Source organism: Deltaproteobacteria bacterium HGW-Deltaproteobacteria-18 (genome assembly GCA_002841885.1).
In the GTDB taxonomy this organism is placed as follows: Bacteria; Desulfobacterota; Desulfovibrionia; order Desulfovibrionales; family Desulfomicrobiaceae; genus Desulfomicrobium.
Genome location: PHBE01000010.1, coordinates 44,050 through 67,799, shown reverse-complemented (window position 1 = coordinate 67,799; position 23,750 = coordinate 44,050). Strand labels below are relative to the sequence as shown.

18 protein-coding genes are annotated in these 23,750 nt (G+C 60.9%); 9 read left to right on the top strand and 9 right to left on the bottom strand.

Features of this window, described 5'->3' with window-relative positions; translation table 11 throughout:
• Positions 1-5: 5 nt before the first annotated feature.
• Positions 6-1,250 carry an RNA methyltransferase gene (locus tag CVU60_10755; GenBank protein ID PKN41489.1) on the bottom strand — a complete coding sequence of 415 codons (1,245 nt, stop codon included), beginning with the start codon at positions 1,248-1,250 and terminating at the stop codon, positions 6-8.
• On the opposite strand from CVU60_10755, the gene CVU60_10750 reads away from it, so the two are divergent.
• Together CVU60_10750 and CVU60_10745 are read left to right on the top strand one after the other, a co-directional pair.
• The gene (locus CVU60_10750) at positions 1,176-2,243 is read left to right on the top strand and encodes an RluA family pseudouridine synthase (GenBank protein ID PKN41553.1); all 1,068 of its coding nucleotides are present in this window, start codon (positions 1,176-1,178) and stop codon (positions 2,241-2,243) included. The two genes, CVU60_10755 and CVU60_10750, sit on opposite strands and share 75 nt — an antisense overlap.
• Positions 2,240-3,796, top strand: a complete 1,557-nt coding sequence (locus CVU60_10745) for a dolichyl-phosphate-mannose--protein mannosyltransferase (protein PKN41488.1) — start codon at positions 2,240-2,242, stop codon at positions 3,794-3,796. The genes CVU60_10750 and CVU60_10745 overlap by 4 nt, the downstream gene beginning before the upstream one ends.
• A gap of 124 nt (positions 3,797-3,920) precedes the next feature.
• Here the strand turns inward: CVU60_10745 and CVU60_10740 are convergent, their stop codons facing one another.
• From CVU60_10740 to CVU60_10705, 8 genes are all read right to left on the bottom strand, one after another.
• On the bottom strand, positions 3,921-5,306 hold the full coding sequence (locus CVU60_10740; protein ID PKN41487.1) for a cell filamentation protein Fic: 1,386 nt from the start codon (positions 5,304-5,306) through the stop codon (positions 3,921-3,923).
• 119 nt (positions 5,307-5,425) lie between these two features.
• On the bottom strand, positions 5,426-6,199 hold the full coding sequence (locus CVU60_10735) for a sugar phosphate isomerase/epimerase (GenBank protein ID PKN41486.1): 774 nt from the start codon (positions 6,197-6,199) through the stop codon (positions 5,426-5,428).
• Positions 6,196-7,425 (bottom strand): hypothetical protein, encoded by a 1,230-nt coding sequence (locus tag CVU60_10730; protein ID PKN41485.1) that lies wholly within the window; start codon positions 7,423-7,425, stop codon positions 6,196-6,198. Before CVU60_10730 ends, CVU60_10735 begins: the two co-directional genes overlap by 4 nt.
• A gap of 27 nt (positions 7,426-7,452) precedes the next feature.
• Entirely contained in the window at positions 7,453-8,016 is a 564-nt protein-coding gene (pyrE, locus tag CVU60_10725; GenBank protein ID PKN41484.1) for an orotate phosphoribosyltransferase, read from the bottom strand.
• Entirely contained in the window at positions 8,009-9,319 is a 1,311-nt protein-coding gene (locus tag CVU60_10720) for an adenylosuccinate lyase (GenBank protein PKN41483.1), read from the bottom strand. The genes pyrE and CVU60_10720 overlap by 8 nt, the downstream gene beginning before the upstream one ends.
• Before the next feature lie 84 nt (positions 9,320-9,403).
• Positions 9,404-9,655 carry a zinc ribbon domain-containing protein gene (locus CVU60_10715; protein ID PKN41482.1) on the bottom strand — a complete coding sequence of 84 codons (252 nt, stop codon included), beginning with the start codon at positions 9,653-9,655 and terminating at the stop codon, positions 9,404-9,406.
• A 239-nt stretch (positions 9,656-9,894) separates the two neighbouring features.
• Positions 9,895-11,004, bottom strand: a complete 1,110-nt coding sequence (locus CVU60_10710) for a FeS-binding protein (GenBank protein PKN41481.1) — start codon at positions 11,002-11,004, stop codon at positions 9,895-9,897.
• Between the two features lie 3 nt (positions 11,005-11,007).
• Positions 11,008-12,180: a hypothetical protein gene (locus tag CVU60_10705; protein PKN41480.1), complete on the bottom strand. Its 1,173-nt coding sequence runs from the start codon at positions 12,178-12,180 to the stop codon at positions 11,008-11,010.
• A 112-nt stretch (positions 12,181-12,292) separates the two neighbouring features.
• Between CVU60_10705 and CVU60_10700 the strand changes: the two genes are divergently transcribed.
• From CVU60_10700 to CVU60_10670, 7 genes are all read left to right on the top strand, one after another.
• A complete protein-coding gene (locus CVU60_10700) occupies positions 12,293-13,573 on the top strand; it encodes a chromosomal replication initiator DnaA (GenBank protein ID PKN41479.1) in 1,281 nt (426 codons plus the stop codon).
• Positions 13,574-13,592: 19 nt separating this feature from the next.
• Complete coding sequence (locus tag CVU60_10695) at positions 13,593-14,747, top strand: DNA polymerase III subunit beta (GenBank protein PKN41478.1); 1,155 nt, start codon at positions 13,593-13,595, stop codon at positions 14,745-14,747.
• A 51-nt stretch (positions 14,748-14,798) separates the two neighbouring features.
• Positions 14,799-17,207: a DNA topoisomerase (ATP-hydrolyzing) subunit B gene (gyrB, locus tag CVU60_10690; GenBank protein ID PKN41477.1), complete on the top strand. Its 2,409-nt coding sequence runs from the start codon at positions 14,799-14,801 to the stop codon at positions 17,205-17,207.
• Between the two features lie 38 nt (positions 17,208-17,245).
• Positions 17,246-19,792, top strand: a complete 2,547-nt coding sequence (locus CVU60_10685) for a DNA gyrase subunit A (protein PKN41552.1) — start codon at positions 17,246-17,248, stop codon at positions 19,790-19,792.
• 240 nt (positions 19,793-20,032) lie between these two features.
• A complete protein-coding gene (locus CVU60_10680; GenBank protein ID PKN41476.1) occupies positions 20,033-20,965 on the top strand; it encodes an aspartate carbamoyltransferase in 933 nt (310 codons plus the stop codon).
• Positions 20,966-20,987: 22 nt separating this feature from the next.
• Positions 20,988-22,301, top strand: a complete 1,314-nt coding sequence (locus CVU60_10675) for a dihydroorotase (protein PKN41475.1) — start codon at positions 20,988-20,990, stop codon at positions 22,299-22,301.
• Positions 22,302-22,347: 46 nt separating this feature from the next.
• On the top strand, positions 22,348-23,721 hold the full coding sequence (locus tag CVU60_10670; protein PKN41474.1) for a sigma-54-dependent Fis family transcriptional regulator: 1,374 nt from the start codon (positions 22,348-22,350) through the stop codon (positions 23,719-23,721).
• The last annotated feature ends 29 nt before the right edge of the window (positions 23,722-23,750 follow it).

Below are 23,750 nucleotides of genomic sequence, written 5' to 3'. Positions count from 1 at the left end.
TTGTGTTATCGATCCGACCACAGGCAACGATTGCCCTTGATCGTCAAAAAACCCAAGGGAAGTCCCTTGAAATAGAACGCGAGGCGTTTTCCCGGCCCGGACCATGACAGGCTCTGGCCGGACAGAAGTTCGCGAATTGTGGACACCTGCTCGAGTACTAGGCTTTTTTCGTCCGGTTTTGGTGGAACGAACATGCGCAGCGTGGCATCGGCCAGGATCGAATCCCCCGCGCTCTTGCCCACGGCAAAACCTTGCCAGCGGAGCTCTGCCGGAAGTCCGGCCGCCTGTTTCATGAGCAGGTAGATGCGGCCGCCCACGCGCAGAAAACAGTGCTCCGGGAGCCAGTTTGTGTCCAGTCCGGTGCGGGTCGAAAATTCCTGGCGCGTGACGAGTTCGCCGGGCAATTCCGCCTTGGGTGTGCGGGCGATCCTGACCGCTTCCCCCGGTTTTTTGAGGGCGGCCAGGAAAAATCCCTGTGCGAGGCTGCCTTCGCCGTCCACGAGCAGGCACCCCGGCAGGGAAGGGGCGAACCTGAATCCGGGAAATTCCGTCAGAGCTTTTGGTACAAGACCCAGGTGTTCCATGGCGAAACGGACCTGGTCCTCGTTTTCGCGCACATTTGTGGTGCAGGTCGAATAAAGGAGTCGTCCTCCCGGGGCAAGAATCCCGGCGGCCTTGGTCAAAAGTTCCCGCTGCAGGGCTTCAAGCGGAGCTGTTTTCTCCCCCGCCCACATCTGGGCGGCCTTGGGGTTTTTGTCCACCGTGCCCCAGCCGCTGCAGGGCGCGTCGAGCAGGATGCGCGGCCAGGAGTCGTCATGAAGGGGCAGGGACTGGCCTTCATATTTGCAGGTTGCCACGTTGTAGCAGCCAAGATGGCGCATGTTCACACGCAGGGTGGCCAGACGGTCCGGACTAGGCTCGTTGGCGAGCACCAGCCCCGTGGGTCCGACCAGACTGGAGAGGATGCCGGTCTTGCTGCCGGGACTGGCACAGAAGTCGAGCACCCGGTCGCCGGGTTCGGGAGCAAGGGCCAGGGGCGGCAGCATGGAGGACTTGTCCTGAATGTAGATGTAGCCGAACCTGGCCGCGATGCTTCGGCCAAGAGGCATGGGCTCGGCGGTGAGGGTCCGCGCCAGGGCGAAGCAGGGTTGCGGCTCGAAGCGAAAACCTTCGGCATGGAGCAGTGCTTCCACATCCTGGACCTGGTCCATTGCGCACACCAGCCTGAAAGAGCGAGTGGTATTTTTCATAGGGGGGTGGTTAAGGGCTTGTTTGACAAGAGCCCCTGTAGCCATCAAGAAAGGGCCTGTCAAAGCGGAGGGGCCATGCAGTCGGAAAGGACGTCGGTTCAGGTGGTGGAAGTCGGGCGCGAGGAAAATGGCCGCAAGCTCATATCCTTTCTGGAGGCACGGCTGGGAAGCCTTCCTGCGAGCCTGCTCATGCGTCTGGTGCGCACGGGGCAGGTACGTATCGACGGCCGCCGATGCAAGCCCTTCGACCGCGTGCTGACGGGACAGAAGGTGCGCATCCCTCCGGTCGATGTGCAGCGCAAGTCAGAGACAGACCTTGCTCTGCCCGGAATTGACGTCGTGTTCGAAAACGACGAGATGCTCCTTGTAAGCAAGCCCGCAGGGCTTCCGGTGCACGGGGGGACGGGCTGGAGCGATTCCGTGCATGACCGCCTGAAGTCACGCCATCAGGAGGGCTTTGTGCCGGTCCCGGTGCACCGTCTGGACCGCGACACGTCCGGGCTTCTGCTCTGCGCCAAGACCCATGATTTTCTGCGCTTCATGCACGCTTCATGGCCCTCGCTGACCAAGGCCTACCTGTGCTGGGTGGAAGGGGCATGGGAATCGGGCGGATGGCGGACCATTGTCTCGGAGCTGGCCAAGGCCGAGACTGGGCGCGGGGAACAGGTGATCTCCGGACAGGGCAAACGGGCCGTCTCCCACGTGCATCCATTGCTCAAGGACGGGCAGAAGAGCTTGCTGCTGGTCGTTCTCGGTACTGGCCGCACCCATCAGATCCGGGTCCATCTGGCCGACCTCGGACACGCCATTGTCGGCGACCCCCGTTACGGCCGGGGCGGCGGGCTTTTGTTGCATGCAGCCGCTCTTTCCTGGCCCGGACACGCGTTTTTCGTCCTGCCGCCCTGGCAGGGAGAGTTTGAGATTAAGCGCATTTGTGCGCAGGACATACGGGATATTCTCGCAACCGCTCCCGCCAAGGAGGGGGCCATATGACGAATCGCCAAGAATCCGCACTGTATTGGGCCTTAAGTCTTCTTTTGATTGCGGCCGCGACCCTGGCCAGATACTGGTTCGTGGCTTCCGGCCAGCTGAACCTCGCCCCGGACGAGGCCCAGTACTGGGATTGGAGCCGCAGTCTGCAGTGGTCCTATTACTCCAAGGGGCCGCTCATCGCGTTCATCAATTACGTTGGCACCGCCTTTCGGGGCGCGACGGAACTTGGCGTGCGCTCCGGCGCCATGATCGGGGCGCTGGTCATGCAGGTGGCCGTGCTGGGCTGGATCGGCATCCATCTCAAACGCATCCGCACCGCATTCTGGACGCTTTTCGTACTCAATACGACCATGCTCTTCATGGCCGGAGGTCTGCTCATGACCACGGACAATCCGCTCCTGGTCTTCTGGCTTCTGGGCATGATCTGTTTTGGCCTGGCCGTGGACAAGGGACATCTCGCGGCGTTCATCATGCTCGGGCTGTGCCTGTCGCTCGGGATTACGGCCAAATACACCATGGTGCTCTTCATTCCCCTGGCCCTTGTGGCCGCGTTCTGGATAGGGCGCAAACAGGACATGCCCGCCCTTTTTTGGCCACGGCTTCTTAAAACACTCGGAATCGGCGGTCTGGTCGGCATGCTGCCCATCCTGATCTGGAACGCCACCAACGGCTGGGTCGGGATCAAGCACGTCCTCTATCGCGGGGCCATGGCCGGGGACAAGGCTAAGGTCTTTTTCGAGCTGAAGAACTTTCCCGAATATCTGGGCAGTCAGCTGGGCGTGGTCACCCCGTGGTGGTTCGTTTTCCTGTTCATCGGGGCCTGGCTTGTCGCGGTTCAGCTCATGAAGAGCGACAAGGAGCCCGTGTTCCCCTGGCTGTCCCGGCCCATGGGCATCATCCTGACCGTCTACTTCTGGCCCGTGTGGCTCTTTTTCCTGTTCTGGAGCCTGCACACCAAGGTCGAAGCCAACTGGTCGGCCACGGCCTATCCCGCCGGCATCATGCTCGCGGCCCTGGCCGTGGAGCGGTTCGTGCACCGCGATCCGCGTCCCAGATGGCGCTTCGCCTGGCCCGCTCTTGGCGCTGTGGTTTTCATTCTGCTGCACCTGCAGGGGTTCATTCCCTTCGACAGCCCCAAGAATCCGGTGCACCGGCTCATGGGCTGGCAGGATCTGGGCGTGCAGGTGGCGCAGGCCAGGGACGAGCTTGGCCCGGAGGAAAACGTCTTTGTCTTTGGGGACGAATACGGGGTCACTGCGGAGCTGTCCTTTTACGTTCCGGGCCAAAAACGGGCATTTTGCCTGGCCGGAGGACGCAAGATGAACCAGTATGACCTGTGGCCCGGCCCGGACAGCGGGATGCAGAACGCGGTCTTTGTCTGCAAGGGCCAGGAGGACAAGGTTTCGGACAGGGTGCTGGAATTGTTCGAGAGTGTGGATGAACCAAGGGTGATCACAAGCACCCACGGGAAACGCACCGGCCAGACGTTCACCATCTTTCTGTGCCGGGGCTACAAAGGCGTTTGGCCGGAGCAGGAGGGACGTACTTTTTGACGTTACGGGGAATACATCCCCACCGCGTTTTCTTTCATCGTGATTTTAAAGCAGCCCTGCACGCAGAATGTCTCGATCAGCACATCGATGGTTCGCATTCTGCGTACGGGGCTTTTTCATATCTTCAGATCCTTCTCGCTTCTCGCCACGCCTCGAACTCGGAAAGCCGAAGCCGGTATCTGGCCAGAGTTCCGGGGTGAAGGCGTTTTAACTCGTCCTGAACCATCTCGACAAAGGCCTCCCGGTCTTGGGCCTCGACCTGATCATCCGCAAATCGTTCCATGGCCTCCAGCACATCCTGTCTCCTTGTGCGCACGATATCGACGACGATTTCCCGCAACTGCTGCCTGTAGCGCAGGCGCAGCGGATCCGGCTCGGCCAGGCTCTTGCGTACCGCCACGTACTCCCTTGCCGAGCGATCGTAGGCCCAGACAAAGAGATCCCGCAGCAGTTCGATGCGGTTCATTTCATAAACACCAAGGATCGCATCGATGTATGTGCGATCCGGAACGTCGATGAATGTCAGCGGCGAGAGGTTGTTTTTGAGCAGTGGAATATTGGCCCCGATCCGTGAGACGCGCTTGTTCACATCCTCGAATGGCTGGAGGTAAGGGAGTTGGACCAGCACGAAAAACGCCTGTTCGAAAGGATCAGTAATGGCCGCCGCCTTCTGAAGGATGCCATGAAAACATTCCTCGATGACCTGCGGCATGGCCAGGGGGATGAAGACCGAGCCGCTGATCTCCACCGGCCTGAAGCGCAGGCGCCCGGATGCATCCGGGTCAGGCATCAGGTTTTCCGAGAGCAGGCCGTGCAGGCCGAGGAATGTATGCGCGTCAAAGCCCACGGAATCGGCGTCGTCGAGCAGCAGTTCGATGGCCGCCTTGTGGTTGAGGATCATCTGGGCGTCCTGGGCTCCCTTGCCCTCTGCATGACGCCCGAATTCGATCAACTTCTGCGTATCAAGCCGGGAGTAGGTGTTGCCCTCCAGACGGCTCGAGGCCCAGGACAAGTCAATCAGGAGTCGGTTCAAGACGGCCCGGCCATGCGTGCCCGCCGGTCGGCCGAACGCTTCCGTCTCGCCAATGCTCCGCAGATGCCTTCTGGTCGCCTCGCTCAGATACCAGGTCTGGCTTGGAACGTAGTCGTCAAGAAAATTTCGGTCATAACCAATGGGGGTTCGGCCTGTGCGTGGCCGCCTTACGTAGGCGCAAATCTCTCTGCCTTGCTCTGAGAGGGGAATGCCGTCAGGGGCGTCAAACGGTGACGACGGCTCCGACAGCAGCACTGGTGCGGGGCCAAGAGAAGTGTCCAGTTGATACACGGTGGCTCTTGCGCGACCGGAAACAGTCACGACTCCGGCCGCCGCGAGCTCGGCCAGCCAGCGTTGCACCGTGCGTTGATGCGGCGGATTATGCAAAAGCGCGCTGATGGCGGTGCTGGTCAGTCCGTCAGGGTATTGGCGTAGAAGCTGCCGGATTTCTTTGTGTCTTGGGGGTTTACTCTGCATGCGCGAACCTTGTTGTGACAAATGATGACGAATCACGACACTTGATATGTCAGGATTTGTCGCGATTTACAAGGTCTGCCGTGATAAATGTCGCGATTCGTGTCGCGATTTGCACTCGTTCAGAACTTCACGTCGTGAGCGTGCAGGTAGTCCTGGGTGGCCTCGAAGGCGGCCTCGGTGTGCGGTTCGAAGGTGGCCGAGGCCTCCCGCCCGGCCAGGCCGGTCCAGAGCTGGTCCCAGGGGATCGTGCCCTCTCCGAGTCCAAGATGGGCGTCGGATTCCCCATCGTTGTCGTGCAGATGCAGGTGCAGGCGAAAAGGGGACAGCGCCTCGATCCATTCCATCAGGTTACCGCACCTGCTTCCCTCGGCGAAACAGTGCCAGTGCCCCACGTCCAGGCAGGCTCCGGCCTTGCCTGCAAGCCCCCGCAGCACGCGTACATGATGATCCGGGCTCAGTTCAAACACGTTTTCAAGGTAGAGCGGCACGCTCCCGGCCCGATCCAGCACCATCTCCCAGGTATGCAGGGAGTTTTCAAGCCATGCCTCTTCAAAAAGGGAATAGATGACGGGCTGATAGTCCAGGTGGGCGATGAAGTGGGCCGGGTCATAGATCCCGGCCGTATCCACGGCCTGCAGCAGTCGGTCTTGGCTTGCTTTGCGGATCATTGGGTCCAGGCTTCCCGGACGCAGGTCGAAAAAGGGCAGGTGCACGGCGCAGGTCAGCCCGGCGTCGTGAAAAATGCGGGCGGTCTTTTTGTGCCAATCGGCCGAAAACGTATCGAGGCTCAGGGCGTCAAGGCCGAGTTCGGGGCATAACCCACGGGTCAAGAAGAGGTCCATAAAATGGGGGTGCTCTTCGATGTAGCGCAGGGGCAGGTTGGTGAAGGTCATGGCTGCTTCGCCGTCTCGTCGCTTGCAATGAGCCAGGAGTCAAAGGCTCCGGGCAGAAAGAGGATGGTCCGGGCATGGCCGTCCGTCTGGAGTCTGGCCTCAACTCCCTCTTTGGTGACACGCACCACGGGTTCGGCGCTGTAGGGATTTTCCTTTTTGGCCGCCAGGTCGCGATCGAGTGAGGCGGCGATGGCTTCGCGGCCCTGGGCACCATTGCGGCTGCCGGTCCGGTCGTAGGCCCGCAGCAGGGTTTTGAGATCACCCTTGTCCCAGGCCTCTGCGCATTCGCGCAGGCGCTCGCGAATCTCCTTGCCGGCCAGCTGGGTGTAATTCACGCTGCCGCCCAGGTTCTGCGGAATCCATTCCTCGCCCACGATTTTCCACAACTCCACCTGGCGCATCCAGTACAGCCTGCGCCAGCCCTGTTCCCCGTGGGGAAAGGTGCGCTGGGCAAAGACCGAGACCATGTAGTCCGGTCCCTGCAGGACCTGCAGATTCTCCATGCGGATGTCGACCCACTGGGCGGTGGCGAATTCCTGCAGGGTTTTCTGCCGGAAGCGGGCAAAGCTCATATTTGATGATTTTTCAAAACGCAGGGGATCGTAGATCTCGAAAAAAGCATTCTCGCGCCGTTCCCGGGCCTTGATCCATCCCCAGGTGCCGAGAACGATTTCCGGCGGCGGGTCGGCCTTGCCCGACAGGCTCACCGATTCGGCGATGACGACCGGAGTGGCGTGGATGCGCACGTGCCGGTCCAGAGTGTCCACGTCGTAGTTCTCCAGAACCACGCAGCCAAGGGTCTGGCGCGGCCCGAAGCTGCGTCCCCGGCCGTGGATCATGATCCCGTTCCCGGTCTTGCCCTGGATGCGGTCCACAGGGTTGGGATAATTGAGGGGAAAGGCCGTGTTGCCGAAGCTGTCGAAGTCGAACCCGCCCGTGGCCTTGCCCTCCAGAAAATAGACGCCTTCGGGTGTCTTGCGGTCGCCCTCCAGGAGCTTGCCGCCGCCACGCATGCCTGTCGTGCAGGACATATCCCTCATTTTTTTGAGTTCCCCATCCTTGTTGCGGACCACAAAGGCGCGTTGCCGGCCCATGTCCACGGCCATGAATGCCGCAGGGGTGTTTGGATGTGCGGAAAAGGATGGACTCCAGCCCTGGGAACGGGCCGGAGCGGCGAAGAAGAAGGACAGGAACGCCGCGAGCAGGATGAAGGTGCGGGAACCCATGTTTTATGGGGGGAGGCCGGAGCCTCCCTAGCTTTTCGCGGTTTCGAGCAGTTCTTTACGGGTGAAGATGGTCTGCAGTTCGAATCCGGCTTTTTCCAGATTCTCCCGGCCGCCCTGCTCCCGGTCGAGCACGCCCATGATGCCGACGATGTTCAGGCCCTGGTCGCGCACGCGTTCAACCGCCGTGAGCAGCGTGCCGCCGGTGGTGATGACGTCTTCGAGCAGGCACACGTTCTGGCCCGGTTCGAAGTTTTTGAGCCCTTCAAGGTACTGGTTGGTGCCGTGCCCCTTGGACTGCTTGCGGATGATGAATCCGGGCAGGGGGTAGCCTTCCAGGTGGGAAACCACGGTCACGCTCGATACCAGTGGGTCGGCGCCCAGCGTCATTCCGCCAACGCCCTTGACCCCGCCCTTGGCGCGGATCATGTCCAGAAAAAGCTTACCGATGAGCCATGCGCCTTCGGGGTGCAGGGCCGTGTGCTTGCAATCGAAATAATAGTCGCTCTTCTTGCCCGAGGTCAGGGTGAAGTCGCCCTCGAGATAGGACTTCTCGATGAGCAGCCTGGCCAGGCGTCTCTTCAGATCAATCATTTTTCTTCCCCTGGGAGAAAACGCGGTTGAACACGGTTTGTTCGTGCCGCAGATAATAGTTCAGATCAAAGGCCTGGTCCAGGCGGGCGGCGTCGAGATGGGCGGTGATGCCCGAGTTGTCGCGCACGGCGGCCTCGAACGAGGTCCGGTCCCGCCAGCAGTCCATGGCCACGGCCTGGACCATGACATACGCCTCCTGACGCGGGAGACCCGCTTCCACCAGGGCGATGAGCACGCGCTGCGAGAAGAAGAGGCCATAGGAGCCCATCAGGTTGCGTTCCATGTTTTCGGGGATGATGCGCAGGTTCGCGAGCAGCCCATTCAAACGGTTCAGCATGTAGTTAACCATGATGGTCGAGTCGGGCATGATGACGCGCTCCACCGACGAATGGCTGATGTCGCGCTCGTGCCACAGAGCCATGTTTTCCATGGCGGCCACGGCGTTGGTGCGAACCAGGCGGGAGAGTCCGGTCAGGTTCTCGGCCGAGATGGGGTTCTTCTTGTGCGGCATGGCCGACGATCCCTTCTGCCCCTTGCCGAAACCTTCCTCCACTTCGAGCACTTCGGTGCGCTGCAGGTGCCGAAGTTCCACACAGATGCGCTCGATGCCGCCGGCGATGAGCGCCAGGGCGGTGAAATACTGGGCGTAGCGGTCGCGCTGGATGACCTGGGTGGAGATGGGGTCGACCTCAAGACCGAGGATGGTCAGAGCGCGCTCCTCGAGCTCGGGTTCGAGCTGGGCGTAGGTGCCAACGGCCCCGGAAATCTTGCCGAAGCGGATGTTCTCCAGGGCATCGACCCAGCGCTGTCTGTGACGCTGGAACTCGGCGTGAAAGACGGCCATCTTCAGACCAAAGCTGGTCGGCTCGGCGTGGATGCCGTGGGTGCGCCCCATGCACAGCCTGCCCTGGTAGGTCCTGGCCATCGTCTCAAGGGTACCCAGCAGCCTGTCCAGATCGGCCAGGATGATCCGGCCTGCCCTGGTCAGCAGCACGGCGTTGGCCGTGTCGACAATGTCCGAGGACGTGCAGCCGAGATGGATATATCTTGCCGAGGGGCCGACCTTTTCTTCCACGGCGGTCAGGAAGGCGATGACATCGTGTTTGGTGGTCTCTTCGAGTTCGAGAATTCGGTCCAGTTCGAAATCGGCCTTTTCTCTTATGGCCTGCATGTCCGAGCCCGGAATGACGCCCATGGCGTGCCAGCCTTCGCAGATGGCCAGCTCTACTTCAAGCCAGACCCGGAATTTTTGTTCCAGGGTCCAAATGTCGCCCATTTCCTTGCGGGTATAACGATCAATCATGGTGGTGTGGGTGGGTTGATGTTTGGAGTTGCGGGGCTATTCTTCGCAACAGAAAATGAAAAAGGCAGCCGGAGCTGCCTCATGTCAGGACGCCGAAGAGGTTGTGTCCGGGGCCGGTGTGGACGAGGTGTCCTTCTTTTTGCCGTTGCCGCCGGATTCCTTGCTGTAGCCGGACGCGTACCAGCCGCCTCCTTTCAATACGAAGGAAGTGTTGGAGATAAGCCTCTGGGACGTGCCCCCGCAGACCGGACAGATTTTTTCCCTGTCCTTGAAATCCTTCTGCCACTCTTCGAAGATCTGACGGCAGTCTTCACAGCAGTATTCGTAAATGGGCATGGTTACCTCCCTAAAACAGGGCCTACTTCTTGGCTGCGGCCTTGGCTTCCTTGATACGTTCCTTGATGCGCTCGGCACGACGTTTGCGACGACGATCAATCTCTTTTTTGCGTTCGATTTTTTTCTGAGCCATTATGTGTTCCTCCAATGGGATAAAAATTTTAGCGGATTCAAAGAAAGGGCACATATAATAGCGCCATCCCCTTTGTCCAGTCTCAATGTGCGTCAAAAGGCATGTCTTATACGGGCTGGAGCGCATATTCCCGCGATCCGATCCCGAGGCTTGCCGCATACTCCAGCAGATGGACGCCGCGTACGTGGCCGTGGATGGCCTCGAATTTGTCCTGTCCGGGCATTATGCCCTCGGGAAGGGCGCTTGGGTGCAGGGGTTGGGCCCGGTTGACCAGATCCAGGCAGGCCTGGTCGAGTGCCACCGGGTCCCAGGAGGCCACAAGTCCCAGATCGGGACAGATGGGCGCATCGGAGAAGCCCGTGCAATCGCAGCCGGGGCTGACCTGCTGAATGAAGTTCATGTGGAAGGTCCGCCTTGACCTCGTCAAAAGCGCTGCCGCCGCATATTCGGCCATGCGCTCAAGAAATGTGTTCACATCCACCCGCCAGTCAACTTCCAGTCCTCCTGAGCGGCAGACCAGGAAGCAGGCCGCGCAGCCCGCGCACCTGTCGCGGTCGATCCGAATCTTGCCGTTCAGGTCAAGGGTTAGGGCGCCGTGGCTGCAAACTTCCACGCAGTGCCCGCAGGCGGTGCAGTGCTCGGGATGTATGGCGGGCCCAAGGCCGCAGTGCTGCTGCATTTTGCCCTTGCGCGTGGCGCAGCCCATGCCGACGTTCTTGATGGCTCCGCCGAATCCGGCCAGATCGTGGCCCTTGAAGTGGCTGACCGTGACCATCATGTCCGCATCGACGATGTCCCCGGCCAGATAGGCGACTTCGAAATGCCTGCCGGGACAGGGAATGGCCCGTTCGTTGCCGCTTTTGAGTCCGTCGGCGATGATGACCGGTGCGCCCAGGACATTGGGGTCGTAGCCGTGGGCGGCGGCCTGCAGCCCGTGAGAAACGGACTCGCCGCGCTGGCCCACATAGAGCGTGTTGGTGTCGGTCAGGAACGGCTTGGCCCCGCATTTGCGAACAAAGGCCAGGATGGGCGCGAGCTGCAGGGGCCGCACATGACCCGTGCCTCCGCCTTCGCCGAAATGCAGCTTGATCGCGGCCAGATCGCCCGAACGAAGCTCCGCGCCAAGACCCGCCAGTTTGAGCAGGCGCTTGACCTTGGCCTCAAAAGGCGCCTTGCGCGAGGCGCGCAGGTTCCAGAAATATACGGGCGCGGCCATGGCTCACCTCGCGGGGATGGGTTCCTGGGCTTCGGTCAGCAGGAATTTGCCTTCCTGAATCCAGCGCTTGAGTTCCTCGGCCACTTCCAGGGACAAGGTGTAGCTGGTCAGGGGCGTGGTGGGCACGTCCTTGCCGTCCACCTGGATGACTCCCTTCTTCAGGTCGGCGAAGCTGGCGTGTCCGTATTTGGACGGGTAGCCGTTGGGATAGTCCTCGCCGTAATCCACAATGGGCACGAGGATGTCCTCGTCGGCCACGCCGGTGAACCAGGCCATCTCCTCGTTCAGGATGGGAATCGGGATGCCAAGGCCCACGGCCAGGGAGCAGCCGTAGCCGACTATGCTCACTCCACGCAGATAGCGGGCGGTCATGCCTTTGAGGTCGCCCTTGACCATGAGGGTCCCGGAGGCGCTCATGGGCACGCCGCGCTCGTTGCGCTGTGGGTCGGGGACATGCTGGGTGCCTTCGCCGATGACGTAGCCTACGCCTCCGCCGAGGAAGATCCGGGTACCCAGACCAATGGTCTTAAAATACGGGTCGTTCAGTAATGGGCTCAGCTCGCCGGCCGTGGCATAGTTGGCGTTGCCGATCTTCGACTTGAGCGGGCCCATGTAGGTGTATTTGAGCTTGTCCGTGCGGTTTATGGCGCAGTTGTAATTCTGGTAGCAGTTGCGCGGATTGAAGAGGATGGCGTTGCGCAGCTCGGCCAGGGAGACGTTCTTCTCGATGGCCTTGCGCGGGTAGCAGTCCGTTCCGTAGGCCTCGGCCTTCAGATGCACGCGTTTGCCGTTGACCAGATCCTCGATGACGTGACCGCCGCCGTATTTGAACTGGCCGGGGTAGACCTTGTTCAGGGGATCTTCTTCCGTCGGCTCGGTGACGCCAAGATAGGAGTCCACCGCGGCAAGACCGGCATAGCAGGGCACGCCATTGAGCCAGACCTTGGAGGTTTTGATGGTCGGAGGCTGCTGGCCGATATTGAAGAGCAGGCCGGAGGAGCACATGGGCGAGAAAGTGCCGGTGGTGACGACATCGACTTGTCTGGCGGCCTTGACCTTGCCTTCCTTGCGAACTAAACTGGTCATTTCGCTGGCGTTGAGGACGACCGCTTTACCCTGTCGGATTTTTTCATTGATTTCGGCGATGGTTCTGTGGACTTCAAATGGTGCGCTCATGCATGTCCTCCAAAATATTTTATCGGGCCGCGGGCGGTCCGCAAGGGATGACTATGTCTGATTTGTACGCCGGAGTAAACCAGCCCAGGGCCGTGGGCCACGCGGGGAGCAAGTGAGCAGCGCGCGGGTGGACGTGGCGCTGGCGCAGGCCTTTGCCCCGGAAGAGCTGGACAAATGGCGTTCATCCCTGGGTTTGAGCGTGGAAGGCACGGTGCTCACGGTGCGCTTTCCGCACAGATATTTTGCCGACTGGTTTGAAAATCACGCGCGCGCCCGTTTCGAGCAGGCCCTGGCCGGTAGCGGGCTGACCATCGTCTATGAATGCCGGGACCGAAGCCGCTCCCGCATCGTACGCGAGCCCCGGCCTGCAGGTCAGGCCCTGCCCTTTGGGTCCGAGTTCATTTTCGACAACTTCCTGGTCAACAACAAGAACTACTTCCCCCTGGCCTCGGCCCAGGAAGTGGCCCAGAGCCGGGAAGCTCCGTACAACCCGTTCGTGCTCTGCGGGGAAAGCGGATCGGGCAAGTCCTTCCTGCTGCGGGCCATCGCCAACGCCAGGAGCGAGCATGGCGCAGACGGGACCTATGTGGGCGGCATCGAGGATCTGCACGAGCTGTATTCGTCCCGGTCCGACGCGCGGAAATTTCTGACGTCCATGCAGCTTCTGGCGGTGGACGACCTGCAGGAGATCGCCCGCTACAGGTATCTGCAGGGCGAACTTCTGGCGCTCTTCGATCACTTCCATCTGCAGCGCAAACAGATGGTTTTCGCCTGCACGGGCAAGGTCGGCGGGTACACGTTTCTGGCGCCCAAGCTCAAGTCGCGTCTCGAGTGGGGCCTTAGCGTCATGCTCAAGGCTCCGGACCTGGACATCCGCACCCAATATGCCCAGTCCCGTTGCCGGGAGCGCCGGCTGGATCTTTCCAAGGACAGAATCCTGCTTCTCGCCCAGCGTTTTGCCGACCTGCGCAATCTGGAAGGATGCCTTTTGAAATTGTGGGCCTACCGGGAATTGGTCCACGACCACATTTCCGATGAAGAGTTTGACAATATTCTCAATTATCTGGACGATCGCGCGGTGACGAGCCTGAGCGTCGAACAGATTCTGGACGAGGTTTGCGCCAGACTCAACCTGAAGCCTGAGGACATCCTGTCTTCCGGCCGCAGGCATGACCTTGTTTTTGCCCGGCAGGTGGCCATGTACCTGTGTCGCAAGCATCTGGGACTGTCGTTTCCGGAGCTTGGCCGGGCCTTTGGCGGAAGGGACCACTCGACGGTGCTCTACAGCTGCCGAAAAGTCGAACAATTGCAGAGAGATGATAAAAGCATAAAAAACATGTTACATGAACTGAGCGATAAATGCCTGGCCATGAACGAAACAACCCTTGCCTAGTCAGGAGAAGGAGTCGGCGATGTTTTTGAAAGTGCGTAAGGAAGAGGTCATTGACGGACTGCTCAAGGCCGCCAACATCATCCCGTCCAAAACCGGCGCGGCCTATCTGCGCACGGTCTGGCTCAAGGCCGAAAATGACACCATTTCGATCCTGGCCACGGATTCGAGCATCGAGTTCGTGGGGGTCTATCCGGCCGTGATCAGCGATGGCGGCCTGGTCGGCGTGCAGGGCAAGAAGTTCTGCGAACTGATGCGCCGCCTCCCTCCGGGCGAGATCACGCTCAAGCTCGATCCAAGCGCCAAGCATCTGCTCATCGAACAGGGTCGGCGCAAGTACAAGCTTCCTGCCAACGAATCCTCCTGGTTCCAGGACTTCAACCCGTTCCCGGCGGATAACGCCGTGCTCTGGTCCGGGGATCTCTTCAAGGAGATCATCGATCGCATCGCTTTTTGCATTGCCGATGACGAAGACCTGACCAGCATGAACTGCATCAAGTTCGCGCCCGTGGAGAATGACGATGTGGAGATTTGCGGCTTGAACGGCCACCAGTTCGGACTGCTCCGCTTCTCAAATCCCGATATCCGCGCTGTGCTCGGGCAGGACGGGTTTCTGGTCTCCAAGAAGTATCTGCTCGAGATCCGCAAATGGCTGACCAACGACGAGATCGAGATCAGCCTTTCGGACAAGCGCCTCTTCCTGCGCACCGAGAACCGCAAGGAATCGTTCAGTCTTCCGCTCAAGGCCTACGTTTTTGCCGACTACCGCAACTTCATCAACCAGTACAAGGATCGCTTCGCCTCCAACCTGGTGGTGGACCGGCACGAGCTGACCGACGCCCTGGACCGCATCTTCGTCTTCAACACCGAAGCCAACAAGGCCACGTTCTTCGACTTCGGTCCCGAGGAACTGTCCCTCTACTGTCAGGGCCAGGACATCGGCGAGGGCACGGAGCTGATCAGCTGCCAGTATGCAGGCGAACTGTCCAAGATCGCCCTGCCGACCAAGGTCATCCTCGAGATCCTGGGGCACTTCGTGTCCGACTCCCTGACCTTTTCCTTCGTGGGCCCGTCCGAACCCTGCCGCATCACCGGCAAGGACGACCCCAACTACATGATCATCACCATGCCCGTGGAGATCACCGAAGACACCTATTACAGCGAGGAAGAGCTGTAGAAGTTCCGCGAAAGCGGAGCCTGCACTCTTTGCATGAAACAAGAACATCCTATGACAAAAGCATCAACATATACCGCAGACAATATCACCGTCCTTGAAGGTTTGTCCGCCGTCCGCATGCGCCCGGCCATGTACATCGGCTCGACCAACACCAACGGCCTGCATCACCTCGTCTACGAAGTCATCGACAACTCCATCGACGAGGCCATGGCCGGCTATTGCGACCATATCAAGGTCGTCGTGCACATGGACAACTCGGTCAGCATCGTGGACAACGGCCGCGGCATTCCCGTGGACATGCATCCCAAGGAAAAAAAGCCGGCGCTTGAAGTGGTCATGACCGTCCTGCATGCCGGCGGCAAGTTCGACAACGACACCTACAAGGTTTCGGGCGGCCTGCACGGCGTGGGCGTGTCCGTGGTCAACGCCCTGTCCGAGTACCTTGAGGTCACGGTCAGCCGTGGCGGCCAGCGCCACTATCAGCGCTATTGCCGCGGCGTGCCGCAGGCTCCCCTGGCGGTGATCGGCGAGACCGACAAGAGCGGGACCCTGGTCCGCTTCAGGCCTGACGAGGAGATCTTCGAGGAGCTTGATTTCCAGTACGATGTGCTGGCCAAGCGCTTCGAGGAACTGGCCTACCTCAATCCCGGCATCAAGATCGAATTTTTCGACGAGAAGACCCAGAACCGGGACGTGTTCAAGTACGAAGGCGGAATCATCTCCTTCGTCAAGAACAAGAACCAGGACAACGGGATTCACAAGGTTATCGGCGGGACCGGCGAGATGGAAGGGGTGAGCATCGATTTCGCTCTGCAGTACACCGCCGGTTACAAGGAAAACGTCTTCACGTTTGCCAACAACATCCGCACCAAGGAAGGCGGCACGCACCTGCAGGGCTTCAAGACGGCCCTGACCCGCGCCATCAACACCTACATCCAGAACAGCGATGTGCCCAAGAAGCTCAAACAGAAGGTGTCCGGCGATGACGTGCGCGAGGGCCTGACCGCCATCATCAGCGTCAAGATCCCCAACCCGCAGTTCGAGGGTCAGACCAAGACCAAGCTCGGCAACTCCGAGGTGGCCGGATACGTCGCGACCATGGTCTACGAGGCCTTGAACCAGTTCTTCGGCGAGAATCCCAAGGACGTGCGCCTGATCATCGAAAAGGTCATCGACGCCGCCCGCGCCCGTGACGCGGCCCGGCGGGCCAAGGATCTGGTGCGACGCAAGGGCGCCCTGTCCGACAACGCCCTGCCCGGCAAGCTTGCGGACTGCCAGAGCAAGGACCCGGCCGAGTGCGAAGTATTCATTGTCGAGGGTGATTCGGCCGGCGGCTCCGCCAAGCAGGGGCGCAATCCGAAGTTCCAGGCCATCCTGCCCCTGCGCGGCAAGATTTTGAACGTGGAGAAGACCCGCTTCGACAAGATGCTCCAGAACAAGGAGATAAAGGCCCTCATCACGGCCATGGGCGCGGGGATCGGCGAGGGCGACGTGGATCTTACACGGCTTCGCTACCACAAGATCGTGATCATGACCGACGCCGACGTGGACGGGGCGCACATCCGCACCCTGATCCTGACTTTCTTCTTCCGCCACTACGAGGAACTGATCAAGCAGGGCTACCTCTACATCGCCCAGCCGCCGCTCTACCGGGTGCACAAGGGCTCTTTCGAGCGCTACATCAAGGATGAGGACGAGATGAGCCAGTTCCTGATCCAGCGCGTGACCGAAGAGGTGGCCCTGATTCTTCCCGACCGGGAACCCCTCACGGGCGAGGAGCTCAAAGGACTTCTGAACAACATTCTGGCCCTGCGTGAACTGGCCCTGGATGTTGCAAACATGGGCATTCCCGACAGCCTGTTCATGCAGGTCGTCAACGCGCCCGGTGCGATCGAGCCCGATGAGCTGCGCGCAAACGGGCCGGACGAAGCGCTGACGGCGCACATGGCCGCGGGAGGCTTTACCCTGGAGCTGATCAGCGAACAGGACGAGCCCCAGAACGGCGAGGCGCTTGACACCGAGGCGCGTCATTACCTGCGTTTCGTTGACGGCAACAACCATGTCATCCGTCTTGGCGTGGAATTCTTCTACTCCAAGCGCTATCGCCGGGCCGTGGAACTTTTGGGCAGGATCAGGGAAGTCGGTTCCAGCCAGCTCTGGACCATCCGGCACAAGGACGTGGAACTGGAGGCGACGGGCCCCTTCGATCTTTTGCGGCAGGTTCTGGATCTGGCCCAGAAGGGGATCAACGTGCAGCGCTACAAGGGTCTGGGTGAGATGAATCCGGAGCAGCTCTGGAGCACGACCATGGATCCCGAGGTACGCACCTTCCTGCAGGTGACCATTGACGATGCGGTCGAAGCCGACGAGCTGTTCACCAAGCTCATGGGCGACAAGGTCGAACCCCGGCGTGAATTCATCGAGCGTAATGCCCTCCTGGTTTCAGACCTTGACATTTAGCTCGGGTTCAACAGCTTTTACAAGAAATTGAGGTGGATGTGTCCAACATCAGTATCGAAAAAGAACTTCAGAAATCATATCTGGAATATTCGCTGAGCGTCATCATCGGCCGGGCCATCCCGGACGTGCGCGATGGCCTTAAGCCCGTTCACCGGCGTATCCTTTTCGCCATGCACGAGCTCGGCAACACGTACAACCGGGCCTACAAGAAGTCCGCCCGCGTGGTCGGTGACGTCATCGGCAAGTTTCATCCCCATGGCGACTCGGCCGTGTACGACGCCCTGGTGCGTATGGCCCAGGAATTCAACATGCGCGATCCCCTGGTCGACGGCCAGGGCAACTTCGGTTCCATCGACGGCGACTCCGCGGCAGCCATGCGTTACACCGAGGTGCGCATGTCCCGCCTGGCCAGCTCCTTTCTGGCCGACATCGAAAAAGACACGGTGGAGTTTCGCCCCAACTACGACAACTCCCTGCAGGAGCCTTCGGTGCTGCCGACCAAGGTACCGAACCTGCTGGTCAACGGCTCCTCGGGCATCGCCGTGGGCATGGCCACCAACATTCCGCCCCACAACCTTGGCGAGGTGGTCGACGGGACGCTGCGGCTGCTCGACGAGCCCCAGATGTCCATCGACGATCTGATGCAGTACATCAAGGCCCCGGATTTTCCCACGGGCGCGCTCATCTACGGCAAGGCCGGCATCCGCGAGGCCTACCGCACGGGTCGGGGCTCGGTGCGCATCCGCTCTCGCATCGAGATCGAAAAACGCAAAGGGGACCTCGAATCCATTGTCGTAAAAGAGATCCCCTACGCCCTGAACAAGTCCACCCTGGTGGAAAAGATCGCCATGCTGGTCAACGAGCGCAAGATCGAGGGCATCTCGGACCTGCGCGACGAATCTGACATGAAGGGCATCCGCATCGTGATGGACCTCAAGAAGGGCGTCTTCTCCGATGTCATCGTCAACCAGCTCTTCAAGTTCACGTCGCTTGAGACCAGCTTCGGCATCAACATGATGGCCGTGGTCAACAACCGGCCCCAGCTGCTGAATCTGAAGCAGGTGCTCGAGTATTTTCTCGACTATCGCCGTGAAGTGGTCATCCGCCGCTCGCGCTTCGACCTCAAAAAGGCCCAGCATCGGGCGCACATCCTTGAGGGGCTGCGCATAGCCCTTGATTTCATCGACGAGGTGGTCGCGCTCATTCGCGCCTCCAAGACTCCGCAGGAGGCCAAGGAACGCCTGCGCGAGCGTTTCGGCCTGTCCGAGATCCAGGCTCAGGCCATCCTCGACATGCGCCTGCAGCGGCTGACCAACCTCGAGCGCGAAAAGCTCCTGGAGGAATATGCCGAACTCCTGAAACAGATCGAGTATCTGACCAGCGTCATCGAAAACCCCGAAGTCCTGAAGTCCGTCATCCGTCAGGAGCTCCAGGATCTGCGAGACAACTTTGCCACGCCCCGCAAGTCCGAGCTTTTGGCCCATGATCCCGACTCCATCGACATCGAGGACATCATCCCCGACGAGCCGGTGGTCATCACCCTGTCCCGCAACGGCTACCTGAAGCGCACCAGCCTGGACAACTATCGCCAGCAGCGCCGGGGCGGAACGGGCATCACCGGGGTGCAGGTCGCGGAGGAGGATTTCATCACCTTCATCCTGACCACTTCAAACCATCAGTACATGAATCTGTTCAGCAACAAGGGCAAGATGTACCAGGTCAAGGTGCACCAGATTCCCGAGGGCGGCCGCACGGCCCGGGGCAAGCATGTGGCCAACCTGCTCCCGCTGGACAGCAATGAATACATCGCCGCAGCCATGACCTGCCGCGATCTGGACCAGGAGAAATTCTACTTCTTCTACACCAAGCTCGGCGTGGTCAAACGCAGCTCGGTCCACCTCTACCGCAACATCCGCGCGGTGGGCCTCATCGCCCTTGGCATGCGGGACGACGACGAGCTCATCGGCGTGCGTGAAGTGGAGGCCGATGACGAGATGGTGCTGGTCACGGTGGACGGCTACTCCATCCGCTTCGCCTGCTCCGATGTGCGCGCCATGGGCCGCACCGCCACGGGCGTGAAGGGCCTGGCCCTGCGCAAGGGCGATCAGGTCGTGGCCGGCGTGGTGGTCAACAAGGACACCCAGCAGGAACTCTTGACCATCGCCGAGAACGGCTACGGTAAGCGCACGCAGGTCGAGCACTTCCGGGCCCAGTCGCGCGGCGGCAAGGGCATCATCAACATGCGCATCACCCCCAAGACCGGCAAGGTCGTCGGGGCCATGATGGTCTATCCCACGGACGAACTCATACTCCTGACTTCGGGCAGCAAGATCATCCGCATCGGCATCTCCGACATCAGCCTTGTCGGCCGGGCCACCCAGGGCGTGCGCCTGGTTCGCCTTGAAGATGAACAGACCGTGGTCTGCTTCGATCATGTGCCGACCGATGCTCCGGAAGTGAGCGGTGTTCCGCGCACCCCGGTGCCGGCTGCAATCGCGGCTGCGGAAGATTCCGAGGTCCTGGACGATGCGGATCTGCTGGATGACGACGAAGTCTCGGATGAACCCGAGGACGGTCAGGAATAAGTCCTGGCTCTTGAATGCCGATTCGGGCGCGCTCCTTTGGGGGCGCGCCTTTTTTTGAGCGCCCCGTCCATGCTTGCCGTTGCACTGGACGTCAAGAGCCGGGTCGTGTAAGGGCTCATGGCATGAAACGTGTACGAAAGACCGTGCGTGACGCAAGCAACAGGGACGGGCGAAAAGCCGGGTCCCTTTTTTTTGGTCACGATGCAATCACAACCCCCGCAGGGGCGGCAAGGCGGAGCTATGAATTGGCGGCATAAGGACCTTTTGGAGATTTCCCAGCTCGATCCCGATGAGATCGCCCATGTTTTCGAGACGGCGGCCCGGTTCGCGGAAGTGAACCAGCGGCCCATCAAGAAGGTGCCCATCCTGAAGGGCAAGAGCGTGGTCCTGTTTTTTGCCGAGGCCTCCACGCGCACCAAGACTTCCTTCGACATGGCCGGCAAGCGCCTGTCCGCCGACACATTCAGCCTGACCAAGTCGGGCAGCTCCCTGCAGAAAGGGGAGAGCCTCAAAGACACGGCCCTGACCCTGCAGGCCATGAATCCCGACGCCATCGTCATCCGGCACTGGGACAGCGGGGCGGCCAGGTTTCTGGCCGAACGGCTGTCCTGCTCCGTCATCAACGCCGGGGACGGCTGGCATGCCCACCCGACGCAGGCCCTCCTCGACGGATTCACCCTGCATCAGGTCTGGGGTTCCTTTGCGGGCAAGACCGTGTGTATCCTCGGCGACATCGCCCACAGCCGGGTGGCCCGCTCGGATGTGGAACTTCTGACCATGCTCGGGGCCCGGGTCCGCATCTGCGCTCCGCGCACGCTGCTGCCGGCCATGGTCCGGACCTGGCCGGTGGATGTTTTTTCCGACGTGGCCAGGGCCTGCGAAGGAGTGGACGCGGTCATCTGCCTGCGCCTGCAACTGGAGCGCCAGCAGGCGGGGCTGTTGCCGGATCTGCGCGAGTACGCCTGCACCTACGGGCTCAGCGCAAGGCATCTGGAAAAGGCCAACGCGGATGTGAAGATCATGCACCCCGGCCCCATGAACCGGGGCCTTGAGATTTCTTCCGAGCTGGCCGACTGCGGGGCGAGCCTCATCCTGGATCAGGTCGCCTCGGGCGTGGCCGTGCGCATGACCCTTCTGCACCTGTATTTGACCAGAACCCGGATCTCGGCATGATAAATTTTAAGACGGTGGTACCATGGCACATGTAGATTGTCTGATTCGCAATGTTTTCTGGGAAGATCGCAGCTGCGACCTCTTCATCGGCGAAGGCCGTGTGCTCGAACTGGCCGAGGCCGGAACCGTCGCCGCTCCTGAAGGCATGTCCGGGACCCAGATCGTCGATGCCGCCGGACTGAGCCTCCTGCCGAGCCTCATCGACGCCCACGTGCATCTGCGCGAACCCGGCCAGGAATACAAGGAGGACATCGCCTCGGGCCTGTCAGCTGCGGCTGGGGGCGGGTTCGGGCAGGTCATGGCCATGGCCAATACCAGTCCCGTCAACGACAATGCCTCAGTGACCCGCTTCATGCTGCAAAAAGCCGCCGAGAGCTTTGCGCACGGCCCCTGGGTCCGACCTGTCGGCGCGCTGACCGTGGGCCTCAAGGGCAAGGAGCTGGCCGCCGCCGGGGAGCTGGCCCGGGCCGGATGCGTGGCGTTGTCCAACGACGGCCTGCCTGTCGAGAACACGGAGCTTTTCCGGCGGGCCATGGAATATGCGGCGGATTACGGCCTGAAAGTCATCGATCACTGCGAGGACCCCTGGCTGGGGTCGGGCGGCGTCATGAACGAGGGCGAGGTTTCGAGCCGTCTGGGCCTCAAGGGCATCCCGACCGTGTCCGAAGCCATGCAGGTCGCCCGCGACATCCTGCTGGCCTCCTACCTGGACCTGCCCATCCATCTGGCCCACATCAGCTGCCGCCAGTCGGTGGAACTCATCGCCGGGGCCAAGGAGCGCGGCGTCAAGGTCACGGCGGAAACCTGCCCGCACTACCTGCTCTGGGACGAATCCAGGGTCGAGGGCTACGACACCAGCGTGCGTGTCAACCCGCCCCTGCGCACCCGCGACGATGTGCTGGCCCTGCGCCAGGCCGTGCGTACGGGAGTCATCGACATCCTGGTCACGGACCACGCACCCCATGCGGCCCACGAAAAGGAAGTGACTTTCGCCGATGCGCCCAGCGGCATTTCCGGCCTGGATACGGCCCTGTCCCTGACCTATGAACTGGTGCGCAGCGGGGAGCTTGATTTTGCCGACATAAGCCGTCTGTGGTGCTGGAACACGGCCTCCATTTTCGGCCTGCCCGCCAACCGCATGCAACCCGGCGACCCTGCGGACTTTGTGCTTTTCGACCCTGACCTGGCCTGGGTGGCCACGGCCGGGGCCCTCCTGTCCAAGGGCAAGAACACGCCCTGCCTGGACAAGGAGATTCCCGGCCGGGTCATGGCTCATTTTCTTGGCGGCCGGGCCGTTTTTTCCAGGCTGGATACGTTAACCCTGAAACGTTCGTGACGAGTGGGCCTGAACCGATTTTGCAGGCAGGGAGCACGAGAAGATAATGGCCAACATACTTATCGTAGATGACGACCTGAGCCTGCGTGAGGTTCTGGAGATCGCCCTGATCAAGAAGGGGCATTCGGTCTGGACGGCGCCCGATTCGGCTGCGGCCTTGGCCGTGCTGCACCAACATTCCATCGGCCTCATCCTCCTGGACCTGCGTCTGGGCCGGGAAAGCGGGATCGATCTGCTGATCCGCATCCGTGAGACCTGGGCGGATGTGCCCGTGCTCATGGTTACGGCCTATGCCGACGCCAAGAGCGCCATCACGGCCATGAAGCACGGCGCCAAGGACTACATCTCCAAGCCCTTCGAGCTCGACGACCTGCTCTACACGGTGGAGCGCACCCTTGAGACGGCCCGCCTCAAGGAGGAAAACGACTGGCTCAAGGGGCAGATCAGCAAGCAGTACGGCGAGATCATAGGCGGGAGCCAGCAGATGCAGGCCGTCTTCGACCTGGTGCGGCGCATCGCCCCGACAAACATCAGCGTGCTCGTGACCGGCGAGTCGGGTACGGGCAAGGAGCTTTTCGCCCGTTGCATCCACAGCCAGAGCCAGCGTGCCAAGCATCCGTTCCTGGCCATCAACTGCGGCGGCCTGCCGGACAATCTGGTGGAGAGCGAGCTGTTCGGCTACCGCAAGGGCGCTTTCACCGGCGCCGACCGGGCCAAGAAAGGCCTCCTTGAAATGGCCGAGGGCGGGACCCTTTTTTTGGACGAGGTGGGCGAATTGGCCCATTCCACCCAGGTCAAGCTTCTGCGCTACGTGCAGGAGCGCTGCTTCATTCCCCTCGGCGGCACAGAAGAGCTGCGCTCTGATGTGCGCATCATTGCGGCCACCAATCGCAATGTCGAGCAGAGCGTGGCCGACGGCGATTTCCGCGAGGATCTCTATTATCGCCTGAGCGGAGTAAAGGTCCATCTTCCGCCCCTGCGCGAACGGGGGGACGACGCGCTGACCCTGGCCGAGCATTTTCTGGAAAAGGCCTGCCGCGCCCAGAAGCGCCAGTTGCGAGGCTTCACCGCCGAAGCGCGCAAGAAGCTCCTTGCCTACGGATACCCCGGCAACGTCCGGGAACTCGAAAACATCGTGGAGCGGGCCGTGGCCCTTGAGCCAGGAGATACCGTCACGGCGGATTCCCTGGTCATCTACGAGAAAATCACTTCCACCGAGCAGGATGGAGGAATCCAGAAAGTCCTGTCCGGGCAGATGACCCTCGACGAATATCTCGCCGTGCACGAGCACAAGGTCATTTCCGAGGCGCTACGGCGCTGCGGCGGGCACAAAGGGCGGGCCGCGGAGATGGTCGGTCTCAACTTCCGGCAGTTCCGCTACCGCTTGACCAAGGCGGGGGAAAAAGATGAAGATATTTAGATTGCATCTGATTATCCGGTGCAAACCTT